The 17,101-nt window shown below is 43.8% G+C and carries 12 protein-coding genes; 2 read left to right on the top strand and 10 right to left on the bottom strand.

Features of this window, described 5'->3' with window-relative positions:
* Positions 1–80: 80 nt before the first annotated feature.
* The 10 genes from ACJJIZ_RS16965 to ahpC form a co-directional block, all read right to left on the bottom strand.
* Positions 81–1,364: a condensation domain-containing protein gene (locus tag ACJJIZ_RS16965; protein WP_444914224.1), complete on the bottom strand. Its 1,284-nt coding sequence runs from the start codon at positions 1,362–1,364 to the stop codon at positions 81–83.
* A 117-nt stretch (positions 1,365–1,481) separates the two neighbouring features.
* Positions 1,482–1,985, bottom strand: a complete 504-nt coding sequence (locus ACJJIZ_RS16960) for an ester cyclase (RefSeq protein WP_444914223.1) — start codon at positions 1,983–1,985, stop codon at positions 1,482–1,484.
* Between the two features lie 282 nt (positions 1,986–2,267).
* Positions 2,268–2,984: a LytR/AlgR family response regulator transcription factor gene (locus ACJJIZ_RS16955; protein WP_444914222.1), complete on the bottom strand. Its 717-nt coding sequence runs from the start codon at positions 2,982–2,984 to the stop codon at positions 2,268–2,270.
* A gap of 3 nt (positions 2,985–2,987) precedes the next feature.
* Entirely contained in the window at positions 2,988–4,094 is a 1,107-nt protein-coding gene (locus tag ACJJIZ_RS16950) for a sensor histidine kinase (protein WP_444914221.1), read from the bottom strand.
* Positions 4,095–4,153: 59 nt separating this feature from the next.
* A complete protein-coding gene (locus tag ACJJIZ_RS16945; RefSeq protein WP_444914220.1) occupies positions 4,154–5,611 on the bottom strand; it encodes an alpha/beta hydrolase family protein in 1,458 nt (485 codons plus the stop codon).
* Between the two features lie 360 nt (positions 5,612–5,971).
* On the bottom strand, positions 5,972–6,904 hold the full coding sequence (locus ACJJIZ_RS16940) for a hypothetical protein (RefSeq protein ID WP_444914219.1): 933 nt from the start codon (positions 6,902–6,904) through the stop codon (positions 5,972–5,974).
* Positions 6,905–7,259: 355 nt separating this feature from the next.
* Positions 7,260–8,198, bottom strand: coding sequence for a right-handed parallel beta-helix repeat-containing protein (locus ACJJIZ_RS16935; RefSeq protein ID WP_444897832.1), 939 nt, complete (start codon positions 8,196–8,198; stop codon positions 7,260–7,262).
* A 461-nt stretch (positions 8,199–8,659) separates the two neighbouring features.
* On the bottom strand, positions 8,660–9,637 hold the full coding sequence (locus ACJJIZ_RS16930; RefSeq protein WP_444914218.1) for a right-handed parallel beta-helix repeat-containing protein: 978 nt from the start codon (positions 9,635–9,637) through the stop codon (positions 8,660–8,662).
* Positions 9,638–9,937: 300 nt separating this feature from the next.
* Positions 9,938–11,488, bottom strand: coding sequence for an alkyl hydroperoxide reductase subunit F (gene ahpF / locus ACJJIZ_RS16925; protein ID WP_444914217.1), 1,551 nt, complete (start codon positions 11,486–11,488; stop codon positions 9,938–9,940).
* A 76-nt stretch (positions 11,489–11,564) separates the two neighbouring features.
* The gene (ahpC, locus tag ACJJIZ_RS16920; protein WP_444914216.1) at positions 11,565–12,131 is read right to left on the bottom strand and encodes an alkyl hydroperoxide reductase subunit C; all 567 of its coding nucleotides are present in this window, start codon (positions 12,129–12,131) and stop codon (positions 11,565–11,567) included.
* A 389-nt stretch (positions 12,132–12,520) separates the two neighbouring features.
* Here ahpC and ACJJIZ_RS16915 point away from each other — a divergent pair, with 389 nt between their 5' ends.
* Together ACJJIZ_RS16915 and ACJJIZ_RS16910 are read left to right on the top strand one after the other, a co-directional pair.
* On the top strand, positions 12,521–15,877 hold the full coding sequence (locus ACJJIZ_RS16915; RefSeq protein WP_444914215.1) for a Gfo/Idh/MocA family oxidoreductase: 3,357 nt from the start codon (positions 12,521–12,523) through the stop codon (positions 15,875–15,877).
* Complete coding sequence (locus tag ACJJIZ_RS16910) at positions 15,874–17,067, top strand: MFS transporter (RefSeq protein WP_444914214.1); 1,194 nt, start codon at positions 15,874–15,876, stop codon at positions 17,065–17,067. The genes ACJJIZ_RS16915 and ACJJIZ_RS16910 overlap by 4 nt, the downstream gene beginning before the upstream one ends.
* Positions 17,068–17,101: the final 34 nt, after the last annotated feature.

Here is a 17,101-nt window from a genome sequence, read left to right as displayed (position 1 = left end):
TAAGAGTTAATTTTTTAATGGCTGCTTTCAGGGTTTCCATTTTAAGGTTGTTTGCTTAAAGTATTTGCTTGCATGGAATGCTATTCCGAAATAAGGCCATTTAATATACGCATATATTCATTAACAAATAAATCAATACTATGCCTGCTAATCAATGGTTCACAATACCCAAAAACAAAGACCGAATTACGGTAAGTGGTAAAGGTTGCAGCCATTAATGGATTAATGCCGTTAGTTAGAGTAATCATCGGCATCTGAATTTCAAAGTACTCCATTTCATCAGCTAAAAAGGGTATGCTGCCTCCATTGGAAACAATAATCCCTGCGGGAAATGATTTGTGCTGTGCTGTGATTTCAGTAGCCATATGGGTTATATCGCTCATCTTATAGTCTGAGCTGAGATTTTTACTCATAGGCCTTTGCTTGAGCAATACCGAAATGATTTGATTTTGTAGCATTTTGGCAACATCAACAACATTGGCAGACTCTATATTTGGGGGGAGCTTCAAGCTAGCAGTTTCGGAAAAGGCTCCAATATGTCCTAAGGGAATGTTAGGGGAGCATAGCCCCCTGGCATCCATCGATAAAGTGACTTCTGTTAATTTTTTGTCAACCGGTACTGCTCGCGCGGCAATAGATGCAATGGCACAGTAAATTGCAGTAATTTTTATGCCGTTACTCTTGCCCCAATTGACGAGTTCTTGAGTTTTTTCTGGCGGCATAACATATGAAATAGCACAGGACCTACGCTCTTTGGGGGCGACTTGCTTTTCTACCGGCCAGATGAAATCGTCAGTGTTCTTATGTTCAACTTCTTTTTCTCCATAGTATCCAGCTGACTCTAGCTGGCTTGCAATACTCTCTTGTAGTGGTAGTGACTTGGTCTGTTCAAGTGTTTCGTTAGATCGCAGAAATTTGTCTAAATCTGAAAATATAGTCATTACTGATCTGCCATCAAATGCCGCATGAATATTGATGACGGAAATCCACTCTACGAGACCTCCTTTGTTGAGGTAGAGCTTTATGCTGTATACATATTTTTCACTGTCCAGGCAGTTTATGCCGTGATCTCTAAACTCATCCTCTAAATTGAGGGTATCACCAACTTGGCATATATTTAACGGGATATCATTGAAGTCAACGTCGCAAATCCAGCGAAGTTTTTCCCCTCTTTGGATTCGAGCGCGTAGAAGAGGGTGGCGTCTGTGTAGGTACTCTAACCCTGTGCGTAAAGTGTCAACACTTAACGATTTGCAGACTCTAATGAAAGAAACAAATTGTAAGCCACCATAGGACAGCCTTGTCATCTCTATAAACAAGGCCTCTTGTGGGCCAAGTTCTCGAGATGGAGTTTCTAAACTCATAAAAGACACCGATCAAAATATCGACGATCTTGATTATTTGGGGTCAGAGCAGCATGAATGCCGCATTCGGGAATGTATCCTGACTTGCTGTCAAGGATAGTATTACTCCGCAATTGACTACTTCAGTGCACCAAGCTGCTTTAGGAATCCATATTTATCCCAAGTGACCCAAGCTTCGACTATTTTGCCGTCCTGAATCTTGGAGAATTCCACAGCATCCCAGGTGATTATTTTTTTGGTTGGAGTTTCCCCCATAAACGAGCCGACATGATTAGCGCTGACTGTAACATGAGTTGCGACTAGATCTCCTTCAGCTACTTGCTTGGTACTGACTGCCTTGATGTCTTTGAATGCTTTGTGAAACTTAGCCACTTCTTGTTCAAATTGTTTGAGGTTACGCTTTTGTGGGCCTGCGCTATCCGTTGTCGCAGAATCCAGGTTGTTTATATAGTTAGGAGATAAAATTGTCATGGGATCTATCTTATTTCCGCTTAGCCACAAACCCACAGCTTGCATTGCGAGTTTTTTATTCTCTTCTAGGTTATTTGGCTGCGCTACCACCAAATTGGTAATACTGAATAAAAGGGCTACTAAAACAAAACAGGAAGCTCGTTTGAACATTTGATAGATTCCTTTTTACATAAGTGAGGGGGTGTTTCAGGACGTCTTTTGAACGATATTAAAAATGAGCAAAGAATTGTGTCATCTCCTATTATGGACACATATTCCATAAGGTGAACCGATATTCAGGTAGTTTGGCAAGCTGTCCATCTTTAGACTTTACTGGATTAAAAGTCTGCCGCTAAGATTGATGTTTCAGATTAGCGGCAGAGTATGTATACGAGGTGAGTAATAGAGATGCTGCTGCCAGTATGATAACTGACAGCAGGTTATACGGCTGACCTACAAACTTAGCATCTCCCGTAAGCGAGTAGCGGGGCGTCTTGCAGCCTCAATTTCTTTTCCATCGGTCATTGTTATTAGTAGTCCGCTGTTGACCCATGGTTGAATATCCTGAATAAAATTCAGGTTTATGATTTGCTGGCGGTTGGCGCGAAAGAAAATCTCAGGATTTAAACGCTGCTCAATTTTAGATAATGATTTATAAATGAACGGTTTGTTGCTATCAAAGAATACTTGAGCATGATTTCCACAGTTTTCAAAATAACGGATATTTCCTATTTCTATTAGCCAGCAACGCTCTCCGTCCTTGATAAAGATCTTGTTGTCGGTGTCTAGGTAGTTCGATGAGTGATTATCATCCTGTAAGGAAGAATCACTTAGTGTTTTGTTAAGGGCCCGCTTTAATTTTTCCGGGTTGATCGGCTTGAGGAGATAGTCTAATGCGTTGACTTCGAATGCTTGTATGGCGTATTCATCATAAGCGGTTGTGAAAATAACCTGGGGTGCAGTTTCAAGCTGTTCTAGTATGTCGAAGCCAGTCCCGTCCGGTAGATCAATGTCTAAAAAAAGTAAGTCTGGTTGTTCTTTTAGAATCAGAGAAACTGCCTGCTCACAATCTTTTGCCTCTGCAACTAAATTTATATTTTTGTGAGGCTTTAACAGCTCTCTCAATTCATTACGAGCGAGTCTGGAATCTTCAATAATAATGGCTTTCACTTATTATACCGCCAACTGTAGAGATGAAGTAGGAATATGGCATTGGGCAATAACTTGCTGCCCTTGTTGCTTTATCTGGAAGGATGTGTTGTTACCATATTGAAGAGTCAATCGTTTTTTTATATTAGCTAGCCCCAATCCGGTATTTTCATTTTTCTTTTTGCTGGGCCTTGTTTCTAGAGGTGTGTTTAGTTCTAAGGTCCCTGGGTTAGATACCGTGATGACTAGGTGTTCCTCTTCATGGGATACTCTGATGGTTACTTCACCGCCATGCTTGGACTTTTCAATTCCGTGGCGTATCGCATTTTCTGTAAGCAGTTGGATAATAAGAGGAGGGATTCGTTCTCCCATCAATTCTGGATCAGTTATCAACCTGAAAGTCAAACGATCTTCATATTGTATTTTGAGGAGGTCGATATATTGACAAACAATTTCCAGCTCATCTCTGAGTGGCACGGTTTTCTGTTTATGTGCCATCAATGTATATCTCAGTAGATCAGAGAGGTTTGTCAGCATCGTTCTTGATTTAGTAGCATCCTCAAGAATTAAGGCCCGGATATTGTTTAGTCCATTGAAAAGGAAATGTGGGTTAAGCTGCCCCATAAGTGCTGCCATTTTAACCTCATTGAGCTGTAGGTTAAGTTGAATGGCTTCCTGTTCAGCTTTGAGTAAACGGTCTTGATTAACTGCTGTAACATAAATCAGGGTCCAGCTTACTAATAAAATAGTCATGATAAGCCAGTTGCCAAGTATGTTGTGCCAAATTGATTCGGGGATGGCATACCCCATTAAATTATAATATGAGAATAGAAAGATAACTGAAATATAGGCACATGCAAATGCAAGTGATATTGAAGATAGAAAGAAGTAGGGCCACTGTTGCCTCCAGTTTTTATCTAAGAGGTCAAAGCGATAAATCACTTCTCGGATAATTAGCGTTAAAGCTCCGCAGGTTAATATCAGGGTGAGTGCATGTATGGCGAGCTGCTCGAAACTTTCATCGGTAAGTAAGCCCCGAGAAATGGAGTTCACTAGGGCGAATATTAGCCAGCCGCCAAAATGATACGCTAAGAACTTTGTCGTAGGTGCGGGGGACTTCAGTAACTTCATAAATTAATACATGTTAATAAAATGGCCCCTTGTTCTGGGGCCACAGAGTTTAGTTAAAATCAGAATCTCTCGTTCAGCCAGGTTGACATCATCTCGAGGGCAATAGGGGAAAAGGTTTCCTCTATTTCCGCATACTCGGCATAGCTGCCGGTTTCGGCTGTTTGAAAGAGATGATTCATTTTATCGAGTTCAATAATTTCATAATCCTTATGATTGGATTTACTCAACACCTTTTCTATATTGCCTAAGTTCATTTCCGCATCAACTTGAAAATCCAGTGAGCCGTTAAGAGCCAAAATAGGACATTTTGTACCCTCTAAATAGGGCTCAGGGTTGAAGTTCAATGCATAACGAAACCAAGGGGTGGAATACTGTTTCTTAAGTACCTCAACTTGAGCTTCCAGTTTGCCTCCTTCCAAACCTTCGAGTTTAACACTCTTATGAAGAGCTTGATGTAAGCCATCACTGATAGTTCCCCCTATGGGAAGACGAGCAAATTGTTCAAAAATAATTTTATCAAGCTTGCGTAACTCTTGTAGGTTTTTCTCAGTCACACCGCTGTGCTTTCTATCCCTGTGCCACTGGTCGAAAAAGAGCTCTTGCATTTTAACCCCTGGGCCGCCGAGAAGAATTGTAAACGCAATATCATCACGATTGCTGGCTACCATGGGGGCAATCATCCCCCCCTCGCTGTGCCCAATCAAGCCCGTTTTACCCTTGGGGAGATCGTTACGACTGTTCAGATAATCCACAATTGCACTGGTATCATTGGCAAAATCTTCGGTAGTTGCCGTGGAGAAACTCCCGGTAGAGTCACCAATTCCTCGTTCATCATAACGCAATACCGCGTACCCTTGCCGGGTTAAATAGTCGGCAATTACCGCAAATGCTTTATGGCCGAATGCGGTTTCATCCCGGTCTTGCGGCCCCGAACCACTAATCAGGATCGCAGTAGCTTTTATCCTTGAGTTTGGTTTGGTCAATGTTCCAGAGATTATATTATTTGTGATTGTACTTTTAAAACTTACCTCTTCAACAGTATAGGGATAGGGGCCTGTTGGTATTTGTGGACGGTTATCCGGTTTAGCAGTATTTATCTTTCTGAAGTTAAGAGTCTGTGACTTCCCTTGAGTAAATGATCCGAACATAAGCTCAACTACTGGGTTGTACGCCCCCTCGTAGCTGATTTGTAAGTCTTCAATTTCGAAGGATATGTTGTTGCCGCTAATGTCCAAGGATGACATCTCTATGCCATAGGCATTTTGTGAAGGGCTATCCAGTACGCCCGTCCATTTATCGTTATCCTGATCAAAATGGAGGACAATCGGAAGTACCTTGTCACTCTCTGTTTGGATAGTGGCCTTCCATTCTCCATCAATGCCACCAGCACTTGCTGTAGTAGAAAACAGGCCGGCGGCTAAGAAAAGCGACTTTAACTTTGCGTTTGTCTTTGAAAATCTAGTTTGAATATATCGCACAACTATTCTCTCTGTGTTCACCTGCTGAATGCTTGCCATCTTAGAGGAATCTTTTTCTTCTGGATTAAAATTAGGATAAGTGGCGAATAGGGCTGCTGAACGGCGAGGAAGTCTTGGCTATCCTTTGTCTAGTTATGCGTGGGGTAAAGGTATGTTGCGTCATCAGATAGAGGCGACCCATCCTGATAGATGGGACGGAGAGACTAACTAACGGTGCGGATTGTACCTATGACGAACACGAAGTCGCCTATATAAGTTGGTAAAGAACTTGGGTTATTGCTAGGTATGTGGATGTAAGGGAAGAGTTATTTGGGAAATAACTCTTTGGAAGATGGTCTTTCGGTGCCAATGAGTCCATGGGTGCTGCCCATTTATGGGCAGCACTGCGAGATGAAGCGTTTACTGTAGAATCACACCTACGTTTGCGTTTCCGGTTTGATTGGCAAAAGCAGATTGCGCATCGCCAATTTGCGTTGTTGTCTGGGCGTTACCCACACCATTTTGGTAAGTTTGAGCGGAAGAACCAATACCTGTTGCCGTAATATTGGCAAAGTTGGAAGTTCCGAGCTGCTCGGTCAGTGCGTAGTGATCTGAACCCGTCTGGTTATGAATGGCAACATTGTTGTCGCCAATTTGCCAGAGGTTGCTCTCGTGATCATCGTTGGTTTGAATCACATTTAGGGTGTTGGTAGTACCGTCCTGATATGAGTAGGAGTAGTTGGAGTCCCCATTGACTTGATTGTGGGTCGCCAGGTTGGAGTCGCCGAGCTGATCTACATAGACTTCACTGTTTGACGTCAGTGTTTGGGTAACAAATGCGGTTTGGTTTACCCCAGCTTGAGTCACCACAATAACATCATCGGTACTATTGGTTTGAGTTAAGGTTGCACTGTGGCCATCCCCATCTTGGGTAATGGACATGGTGCTACCGTCAACAAATGACTGGAGAGTGAAGACGTACTGATTGTTGTCTCCCTGATTGATCTCGATATAGGCGCCTACAGAGTTATCCTGATAGGACTCGGCGGTATTCATATCGCCAGTTTGGTTATGAATGATCGTGCCACCATCACTGTTAGCGGATTGCTCCGCATAGCTGGTGTTGTTATCACCGATCTGAGTTTGATCGATGGTATTGTTTGTGGCGGTTGGATCACTTTGATCAGCTGTTGCAGTGTTCCCAAGACCTTCTTGGTAAACCGTTGCAGTATTGGTGTCGGCGATAGCGCCCTGGCTAATGATTGCCAGGGCAATACTGGCGGCTAGAGGTGCAATATTCTTCATCATAAACTCCTTTAGTGATGAGACTGTACGACCAATGTCGTTTTCCATTGCATTTTCAAGGTTGAGGTCGTATCAATCACCGTTCACTAGCCTGATCATCGGAATTTGGCCGACAATCTGGCACGTACTCCTTGTGAATGGGGTTGATACAAGTATGAGTTTGATAGATGGCCTAGATAGATGCTATGAGAGGTAAGTGCTGATTTAGTGGGACATTAGTTTAATGGGAGGTTTTACTTATTGTCGGTTTGAAATTCTTGCTGAAGAAAGCTTGATAGAGGACTGCCGGTAACAATGTATGATTTAACTTACAAGGTATTCTATTGCCCAAATGATAGTCATTGAGAGAAGGCGATACAGAACTTGATTATCGCCTTTATTTTTGAGTTATTTAGGGTTTAATTTATTCTAAACATGAAGGGTCACGGGTAACAAAAGTATTACCTATCCAAGTGTTATCAGTGCAAGTTGGATCGTTGGGTGAGTAAAGGTCAAAGATCCCATTGTTTAAGGAGGAGTTAGATAAGACGGTATTACCGTCGGCGCTTCCACTTTCAATAGATATTCCGTAGTCATTGTTATCACTTACACTATTTACACTAATGGTGTTGTTATCAGCGCTCTCAACCCTGATACCTGTCACGTTATTTGTCACTACATTTTGAGAAATGAGATTAGAGTTGGAATCTATCTCAATGCCAACGTCTGTACTGTTATCAATAACATTCAATATAAGGATATTTGAACGACCATCGGGATCGAAATCAACACCGTCACCACCAGCATTTGTGATTATATTGCTAGTAACATTGTTTGAGATTCCCTCTAGATATATTCCATCTCCACCGGTGCTATCGATAGTATTTCCGATGATTTGGTTATAATTAGCGGGATCTTCAGTTTCTATACCATTTCCGGAGGTTACGCCATCAGATTGTATCTGGATGCCGGTGACAAAGTTACTATCGCTTGAAATAAGTACTCCTACTCCATCAGGATCATCTATATCAACACTTGTAACATAGTGGGACCCATCGTCTTGTAACATAATAGAGTTGTTACAGTTATCGATAACTCCAGAGGTTAAACTAGCAGATAGGCCATTTAGGAGTATGCCGTCGTCTGTTGAGGCAGAGCACGTAACAGTAAATCCATCCATATCAAGTCCGCCCAAGGGACCGGTAATTGTTAGTGCGGGATTAGTGGCACAGACTAAGTCCTGAGTCAGTGTTTCTTGGGAGGTAATGGTATCTCCACAGCTAACAGCATAGCTTTCGAAGGAAATTGCTATTCCAGCAGCGGGCAAAAGAAAATAGGCAAGGGCTAACTTTAGTTTTTTCATACTTTCCATTCCTTGTTCGCGGTTGTTATGTTATTGAGGGTGATTCATTTTCTATGGTTAGATTGGATGAGTGCGTAAGCTGGGCTAGCGTTACTTTTACTATTATTAGCTTTTTTATTTGTTTTCGATAATATTTAATTTAAATTATGGCTTTGATTTTAAAACCCATTGTAAATATTGAATCTTACTTTCAGTAAGGTTTATGGGTGCCTGGAACTTTTGCGTAATACTTTTTTTCTGGTAGAAGTCAGTTTTAGCTTTATCCCATTAGTGCTGGCATGGTTGTAATTTGGGGGCTATGAAGATGTGAGTATTGATTTCACTCTCAATCCGTTATCGGGGAGTATTAGCTACGAATGATTGCTAAGAGATTCTTTACTTTTTTATACTTTATAAGTAAGCAATATACCGCTCGGCTATTGCTTAACTAGATAATTTTATGGATTTAGTTTGGCAAAGCCTCAATCCAAGCAGTTAGGGTCATTAATGGTAGAACTATTGCCAATCCAGTTGTTCGAAGATGTGCAGTTCGGATCATCAGGGGAGTAAAGGTCGAATATACCATTGTCATTGGCTGTATTAGATAAAATGTTATTGAATTCTGCGCTAGTTCCCTCGATCACTATGCCATAGTCAATGTTATTGTCAGCTTCATTGCTGCTTACTGTATTGCTGTCACTGTTATTGATTCTGATTCCAGTGGTGCTGTTCGATATACTGTTTTGGGATATGAGATTTGAATCTGAACTTACATATATTCCCACATCTCCATCGCCATTGAGAGTGTTGAGTATTCTCGCTTTACTGTCACTGATTATAGTGTTAAGTAGGATTAAGTTGCTCCCTCCATCAGAATCAAGAGCTATGCCAAAATCACCAGGGTTAAGAATTTCATTTCCGGTGACTGTATTGCTTCGCCCCTCTATATATATTCCTGAAAATCCCGGGAACTCTAGAAAATTTCCAGTGATCTGATTGAGGCTTGCGGGATTAGCTGTTTCTATGCCTATTGCATATTGCGTACCATTAAAAGGTATCACGATGCCGGTAACAAAATTACTGTTACTTTCAATACGTACGCCCACACCTACAAGATTATTAATCTCAATATCACTGACAAAATGAACACCATCTTCCGTAAGTGCTATTGAGTCATTGCAATTGTCTATTACACCATTAAATAGGCTTGCAGCTAGGCCTGTTAGATAGATGCCCTCATGTAATGGTTCTATACAGGTAACAGTAAATCCATTTAAGTTCAGCCCGCCACCGGGGCCGTCGATTGTGAGGGCTGGATTGGTTTCGCAAGAGAGATCTTCTGTGAGGGATTCCTGGGTAGTAATCGTGTCGCCACAGCTCACAGCAAAACTGTTTGAGGCTAAAGGTAATCCAAAGGTTGGTAGCAGGGATAAAAATAGCGTTAGGCTTGGCTTCTTCATGGGGGGCTCCCAAGATAATGAGTCTATTATTTACTCTAAAGTTTTCTTTCGATTAGTAATTGATAGGTGATGCCAAGTGGTATTTTATAGGGTTTAACCAGTTTGTTTTTGGTTTGTTAATAATATATATAAATTAAAGGTGCGGATTTAGTGTCCATTATAAATATAGGTTTATAAATGGCGCATGATATTTTATGTGGGCTCAGGTCTTATCTTGAAATCTGTTCTCCTATATTGTCCATGCTTAAAGTGAATATAAAAAGGGCCAGTCAATGACTGGCCCTTTTTAACGCTTTGGTGTTATTCAACCGAAGACCTAATCAAGTAGTCAAATGCGCCCAGCGAAGCAGTTGCACCTGCACCCATAGAGATCACTATCTGTTTGTAGGGGACAGTGGTCGCATCGCCGGCGGCGTAGACGCCGGGGACTGAAGTTGCGCCGCGCTCGTCGATCACGATTTCGCCCATGCGATTCATCTCTATATCGGTTTCCTTAAGGAACTCCGTATTGGGTACCAGGCCAATCTGTACGAAGACGCCTGCCAGGTCGAGTTGCTTGTTTTCACCACTCTCTCGATCGGTATAGGCCAGGCCGTTAACTTTGTTGCCGTCGCCGAGTACTTCGGTGGTTTGCGCATTGACGATAATATCGATGTTATCTGTCAGCTGTGCTTTCCGTACCAGTACTTCGTCTGCGCGCAGTTTATCCGCGAACTCCAGTACAGTGACGTGCTCGACGATTCCGGCGAGGTCGATAGCTGCTTCGATGCCCGAGTTGCCGCCACCGATAACGGCTACACGCTTACCTTTAAAGAAGGGGCCGTCGCAATGGGGGCAGTAGGCTACGCCCTTGGTGCGGTACTCCGCTTCGCCAGGTACCCCCAGTTCTCTCCAGCGGGCACCGGTAGCCAATACTACAGAGCGGCTGGATAGGGTAGCACCGCTTTGTAGTTTGATATCTACCATTTCGTTGCGTCGCAAGTTGGCTGCGCGTTGATCGGTAATGATATCAACACCATACTCTTTTACGTGTTGCTCAAGGCTGGCTGCGAGCTTGGGGCCCTCGGTATAAGGTACAGAGATAAAGTTCTCGATGCCTACGGTATCCATTACCTGGCCGCCGAAGCGTTCTGCCACTATGCCAGTGCGAATGCCTTTGCGAGCGGCATAAATAGCAGCCGCTGCGCCCGCTGGGCCACCCCCTACCACTAAAAGATCGTAGGGTGCTTTTTCATTCAGTTCTTCAGCTTTACGCTCGGCTGCGCCAGTATCCAGTTTTCCAACAATCTCTTCGAGGGACATCCTGCCTTGGCCGAAGTGTTCACCATTGAGGTAAACCGCAGGTACAGCCATAACATTGCGCTTTTCAACTTCCTCCTGGAACAGGCCACCGTCGATCATTTCGTGGGTGATGTTTGGGTTGAGGATTGCCATCAGGTTCAGCGCTTGGACAACATCCGGGCAGTTTTGGCAAGAGAGGGAGATATAGGTTTCAAAGTGGAATTCACCCTTCAGGTTTCGTACCTGCTCCAGTAGCTCCGGGTCTGCTTTTGAGGGATGGCCCCCCGCTTGCAATAGTGCCAGTACGAGTGAGGTAAATTCATGTCCCAGGGGAATACCGGCAAAGCTAACCCGGGGTTCCTCTCCGGCAGGGGCGATGGCCATACTCGGCGTGCGCTTGGCTTGACTCTGCTGTGCAGTAATTTTGTTGGAGAGTCCGGAGATTTCATCTACCAGCGCCTCCAGCTCTTTGGATTTTTCACTGTTATCTGTGGACACACGAATCTCGATCGGTTTGACGATATTCTGCAGGTAAGTGTCCAGTTGTTTTTTCAGGTTTGCGTCCAACATCGGTGTGTCCTTTCTCTAACAATTTAAGGCTTGGTTGTGGCCCACCTTTTGATGGGCCGGGTCAGAGGTATTTGGGTTAAATCTTTCCTACCAGATCTAGGGAGGGGGCTAAGGTCTCTTCGCCTTCTTTCCACTTGGCCGGGCAGACTTCACCGGGGTGAGCGGCGATGTACTGGGCCGCTTTGATCTTGCGCAACAGCTCGCTGGCATCGCGGCCGATTCCGCCGGCAGTGATCTCGACAATTTGGATACGGCCTTCCGGGTCGATTACAAAGGTGCCGCGATCGGCTATGCCTTCTTCCTCGATCATCACACCGAAGTTGCGGGTGATGGTGCCGGTGGGGTCGCCGATCATCGGGTATTGGATTTTGCCGATGGTGTCGGAAGAGTCGTGCCAGGCTTTGTGAGTGAAGTGGGTATCGGTAGATACGGAGTAGATCTCAACGCCCAATTTCTTGAACTCTTCATAGTTGTCGGCAAGATCGCCCAGCTCAGTGGGGCAGACGAAGGTAAAGTCCGCGGGGTAGAAGAAGAATACGGCCCACTTGCCTTTAACCTCGGCGTCGCTGATATCGAAGAAGTCACCGTTTTGATAAGCCTTGGCGTTAAAGGGTTTCAGCTGGGATTCGATGTAACGTGACATGGATAGCTCCTTATTTATCACTGTCTTGTCGGTCGTTGTTTGGAAGTGGGATCTATACTATCGGTCGATGCTATTTGATAAAAATTATTAATGTAAATGCGTGCGATAGCTTTTGGCAATCGTTGTTGGCTATTTGATTGGTTGGGTGTTTAGCCGCAATTTAATGGCTTTGGCAAAGCGATAGCCGTTAGGTGAAACCTTATCGGCGCATCCTGATGTCTATTGAGCCGCAAAGACGACATATAGAAGTGTTGATCGCGGTCTATACCCTCAGGCATCAAAAAAGAGTTGAGTCGTTAATCAGCGCACATTAGCAATAAGTTAGAAGTGGAAGCCCGGTTCTGACGAGCTGGGTAGTGCCAGCGGATGCGAGGTTAAATGTTGCCGCTATGAATCAGAATGTGGTGCATGTCACGGTGGTAGGTGTCGGTCTGCCTGGGGAGTCAATCGGATGGCTGCATTTGTCTCAGCTAATGAATATGCGAAATGTAGTGGTAGATGCGATTGTTGAAGAGTATTGGCTTTCCAGTGATGTCGAGTCATCTGAAAAAGGGATGGTTTTCCGAAATGAGATGGCAAGGCTAAAAGCTCAGTATGGCGATTTCAAAACTTATTCCTCGGTGGCGCAAATACCTGATGCGCATCCCTCCTTTAAAAATTTGGTTGTTATCTCGGTGAGGACTCCACTCGCGAAGGGGATTTTTAAATCGGTAGTTAATAAAGGATATAGGAATATATACCTTGAAAAACCAGGTGCAGACTCGCTGGAAAAGCTGCGTGAAATGGAAAGGATCGCCGACAGAAACAATGTAAATGTTGTTGTTGGCTATCAAAAGCATATCGCAAATTATGTGGATAGAGCCGAAAGGCTTAACGAGCAATGGAAGTTGAAGTCCAGGAGTGTCGGATTCATTCATCACAACCCGCATCCGGAAGCCAACCTGGAAAGCATCTTTAGGCAAAATTCCGAAGGTATGCTGCTCAACCAGTGTTGCCATGAACTTGAACTCTGTATAGCAAAGTGGAACCTTGCTCCTCACAACATTACTGATGTAGTAGTGAATCGAGATGAAACCGTGCAGAAGCGCTTCGGTGATATCGAGGACTTCAAAAAGCTGTCTTTTACGCTAAAAACTAATCTGGGAGTAAGCTTCTCTTTTCTGGCTACCCGTTGTGAAGGCGTAGAAAATTGCATAGTGATGCGAAAAGGCCTTCGAGGTGACCCTGTTTTTATTCGGCAGGCCATGGAAGATGTCCTTGATCGGGCACTTGAGCTTACTAGAAAAGAAAAGGGAGGGATGTGGTATTGCTACTTGTTTGAGCGAGATTATTACAATCTGAAGCGGCTGTTTATTGAATCCATTCTAGATAGCGATGATGAGAAATACTTGAGCCTGCCGCGACTGCTTCATGCATGTGGTGTTCTCGAATTAGCCGCAGGGATAGAGCCCAGTATTAAGGCTCAATTAAGAGAAGATGAAAGCCATCATTCTATCGTACAAATTTCAGATACTATTTGTCAGGCTCCAACAAACCAAAGAATCTGGTACCACCATGGACTCTTTAATCCTGGTAATAAATTCCTTATAGAACTCCTAAGACCGCCGCAGAACAGAATTATTTGTTGTGTTGATGACAAGGTATGGGAACTCTATGGGAAGGGTATTACCGAGTGGCAAGAGTCCATGGGGGTTGAGTTCATCCCGATAGTTATGAAGGGTGGCGAACAGTCAAAAAATATTAATAGTCTTATCAGTATGATTGATGAGATATGGAAGGCAAACCCTCTTCGTTACAGGGAGCCAATCTTAGCTATGGGCGGAGGGGCGGTAACCGATACGATTGGGTTTGTCAGTGCGGTGTGGCGACGCAATACTCCCTGGATACGTATTCCAACGACTCTAATGGGAATGATTGACTCCTCTATCGGCATTAAAGTCAGTGTGAACCACAATATTAAGAATGGGATTGGTGCTTTTCATTGTCCCTTGCATACCATTATTGATCCCTCCTTCTTGAAAACTAATCCACAGCGGGTATTAAAAAGTGCGATTGGTGAAATGATTAAGGTTGGAGTGGTATTCAACAAGGATGTGCTCGATACCTTGTCAGCTCAGGGTGCCACTCTGTTGGAAAACAGTTTTTTAGAACCTGATGGCCTGCCGGGAGATGCATCCTATAAACTGCTGATAAATTGTATTGATGCCATGCTGGATAGTATTGCGGGAGACTTAAAAGAAGAGAACTTATCCAGACCAATGGACTTTGGACATACGTTATCCCGCTGGTTGGAGCGTGATGAGGCTTTTAGGTTGATGCATGGTGAAGCTGTGGGCATTGATTGCCTGTTTACTTCGCTGGTAGCTGAAAAAATGGGATTGATATCCAAGGCAGACATTGAGTTACTATTTGGAATTTACGTACAGCTGGGTCTTGCAGCTAGCGTCAAAGGGCTGAGCCTGGATGTATACAAGACGGCAATAAAACAGATCTCGATTCATCGCTCCGGTACTTTGCGAGCGCCTCTCCCAGCCCCGCTAGGAAACTGTATTTGGGTCAATAAGATAGAGGCGAACCATCTGGAAAGCGCTTGGTATGACCTACAAGAAAGGCTTACTCGTCATCCAGAGCTCATATTGGATCCTGATGAAGTAGCAGAGGAGGAGTATTTACCTAAGCAATTAGACTTGACCAGTCATCAAAGCGCTAAAAAACTACCTTTGGGAAGGCTGCGCTGGGGATTTATAGGCTGTGGAAGAATAGCAAATGATTTTGCATTAGTCCTCAACTACCTGGATTCCTCAGAAGTGTTTGCTGTAGCTTCCAGGGATTTTAATAGAGCGAGAGAGTTTGCGAATAGTTATGGAGCAAGTAGGGCTTATGGCAGTTACCTGGAACTTGTTTCTGATCCTGATATTGACATTGTCTATATTGCAACTATCCCCGAGTTACATCGACAACATGCTGAATTAGCATTAATGGCAGGTAAGCCTGTTCTTATTGAAAAACCTCTGGCGTTAACAGTTGAGGATGCTGTAAGGATTAAAGAGCTTGCCAATAAAAAACAGCTGTTTTGCATGGAAGGGATGTGGATGAGGTTCTTCCCTGCTATTAAATACTGTAGAGATATTATTAGTCTTGGAAATATAGGTAAGGTAAGCCAGCTTCGTGCAGATTTGAGCTTTGACCTGCGTAAGGATGAAGGGTTGCAGTCTCCAAAATGGAAGGTGGGAGCTGGTATGGATGCCGGTGTGTATCCTGTCCACACGGCGCTGATGGTATTGGGTAGGGGGATATCAGACCTGGAGTTCTCTGGGGTGCTGGATAACTACGGTTTCCAGGAGGATGGTGCCGGGCTCATTTATGCGCACTTCGATAGTGGATCAACAGCTGTAGTTTCCTGGAGTCATTTGGTTGAGGGTGCGGAAGAGTTGGAAATCTATGGCACAGAAGGGCGGATAAAAGTGTTTGCCCCGGCACATTGTCCAACTAGGGTGTCAGTGACGCGGATCACCGGTGATCGAAGGACAGATAATGAGACTAAGTTGTACGAATTCCCGTTGCCGAGAATAAGAGGCAGGTTTAATTATCCAAATTCTGAAGGGCTTTATTATGAGGCACAGGCTGTTCAGTTATGTATTGAGAAAAACTTAATTGAATCACCGGATCTTCCTCTTGCCGACTCTATACAAGCAATCCGAATGATTGAAGAGTGTGATCAATATATCAAAAGAAGGGCTGCGTGAAACGCAACATCTATTGGTTTGGATTGCTGTCATGCTATGGGGCTCTATTTTTACTGGGCTTTGTGGAGGTCTATAAAGCTCCAATTTATCCAAAAATTTTAGATTTTTTTTCTGTTTCCCCAACAAAGGGCTCCACCTTTTTCTTCCTGTCCACTTTTTCTGCCTTACTTATGACTTTGTCAGGGGCTCTCTGGGTGAAAAAAATCAGAGTGATCTCTGGGTTAGCATTATTCGTACTGTTTATGGGGGTAGGGTCGGTACTTTCAGGTATTTCTGGATATCTATACTCGTTTACCCTGCTTATTCTGGGCAGCTTCCTCTTTGGTTTGGGTGCCGGAGGGAGCATGGTTTTGATTAATGTGGCAATCCCCCTTTTTGTGCCTGAAAACTTAACTCGTCAAGGTTATTGTGGATTACATAGTACCTATGGGGTTGCCTCCATATTGTCTCCTTTGTTACCTGGGTTGTTATATAAATTTCACTTTGGATGGGAGGGCGGTTTCTATTTGTTTGGGGGGATAGCTGCAAGCATATTATTTTTTATCTTGTCTGGATTAATAAGAAGAAAAGGAAAACTAAGGAAAAATGGGAGTTCTTTTAACCCTGGCGCCTTTAAAGAGGCGAGCCAACGAGATAAAGAACCGAAAGAGTGGTGGATCGCAATTGGTGGTGGGTTTATTGTTTCTGCCTACAACGGCGCTGAACATATATTGGCGAGTAGGATGGTACTGTTTCTTGAAGCTAGGGGAGGGCACTGGGCCGTTGAGGCGGATATTTTGCTTTCAATCTTTTTCGGATTGCTCTGCTTAGGGAGAGTGGCCTTCACTTTTATCCTGCTGAAGGGAAGTGCTTTTTTTTGGTTGATAGTCTCCTTTTTATCGACAGCAGCCGTATTTTCTTTGGGCTACTGGGTGAGCCCACTATGGTTCCCAGTGTGTGGATTGACACTATCCTACTTGTTTCCTTATGCCATGGAATGGTTGACAGATTGTAGTAAGAATCCCCCTTTTACAGTTTCATTCTCCTTAGGTATGGGGGGAATTTTCTTGATTCTGGCGCATGCTTTGGTGGGGTGGTTAGATGAAAGTTACGGAATACAAACCGCAATCTTTGTAGTTCCTGTGTTCCTCTTGGGAGGAGTTATATGTTGCTTGCTTTTGTCACTTATTGCGAAGCAAAGAAGCCATTAACACCGATTTGCAATATTTGACTAACGACAATGCC

It is taken from the genome of Microbulbifer maximicatervae (SeqCode) (assembly GCF_052467225.1).
Note: the sequence above shows the minus strand (reverse complement) of the source record. Positions and strands in the feature narration are given on the sequence as shown.

What these genes read in the sequence shown, in the direction of transcription:
- ACJJIZ_RS16965 (WP_444914224.1), bottom strand. Translation starts at nt 1,364, where the DNA reads ATGAGTTTAGAAACTCCATCTCGAGAACTTGGCCCACAAGAGGCCTTG.
- ACJJIZ_RS16960 (WP_444914223.1), bottom strand. Translation starts at nt 1,985, where the DNA reads ATGTTCAAACGAGCTTCCTGTTTTGTTTTAGTAGCCCTTTTATTCAGT.
- ACJJIZ_RS16950 (WP_444914221.1), bottom strand. Translation starts at nt 4,094, where the DNA reads ATGAAGTTACTGAAGTCCCCCGCACCTACGACAAAGTTCTTAGCGTAT.
- ACJJIZ_RS16945 (WP_444914220.1), bottom strand. Translation starts at nt 5,611, where the DNA reads ATGGCAAGCATTCAGCAGGTGAACACAGAGAGAATAGTTGTGCGATAT.
- ACJJIZ_RS16940 (WP_444914219.1), bottom strand. Translation starts at nt 6,904, where the DNA reads ATGGAAAACGACATTGGTCGTACAGTCTCATCACTAAAGGAGTTTATG.
- ACJJIZ_RS16935 (WP_444897832.1), bottom strand. Translation starts at nt 8,198, where the DNA reads ATGAAAAAACTAAAGTTAGCCCTTGCCTATTTTCTTTTGCCCGCTGCT.
- ACJJIZ_RS16930 (WP_444914218.1), bottom strand. Translation starts at nt 9,637, where the DNA reads ATGAAGAAGCCAAGCCTAACGCTATTTTTATCCCTGCTACCAACCTTT.
- ahpF (WP_444914217.1), bottom strand. Translation starts at nt 11,488, where the DNA reads ATGTTGGACGCAAACCTGAAAAAACAACTGGACACTTACCTGCAGAAT.
- ahpC (WP_444914216.1), bottom strand. Translation starts at nt 12,131, where the DNA reads ATGTCACGTTACATCGAATCCCAGCTGAAACCCTTTAACGCCAAGGCT.
- ACJJIZ_RS16915 (WP_444914215.1), top strand. Translation starts at nt 12,521, where the DNA reads ATGAATCAGAATGTGGTGCATGTCACGGTGGTAGGTGTCGGTCTGCCT.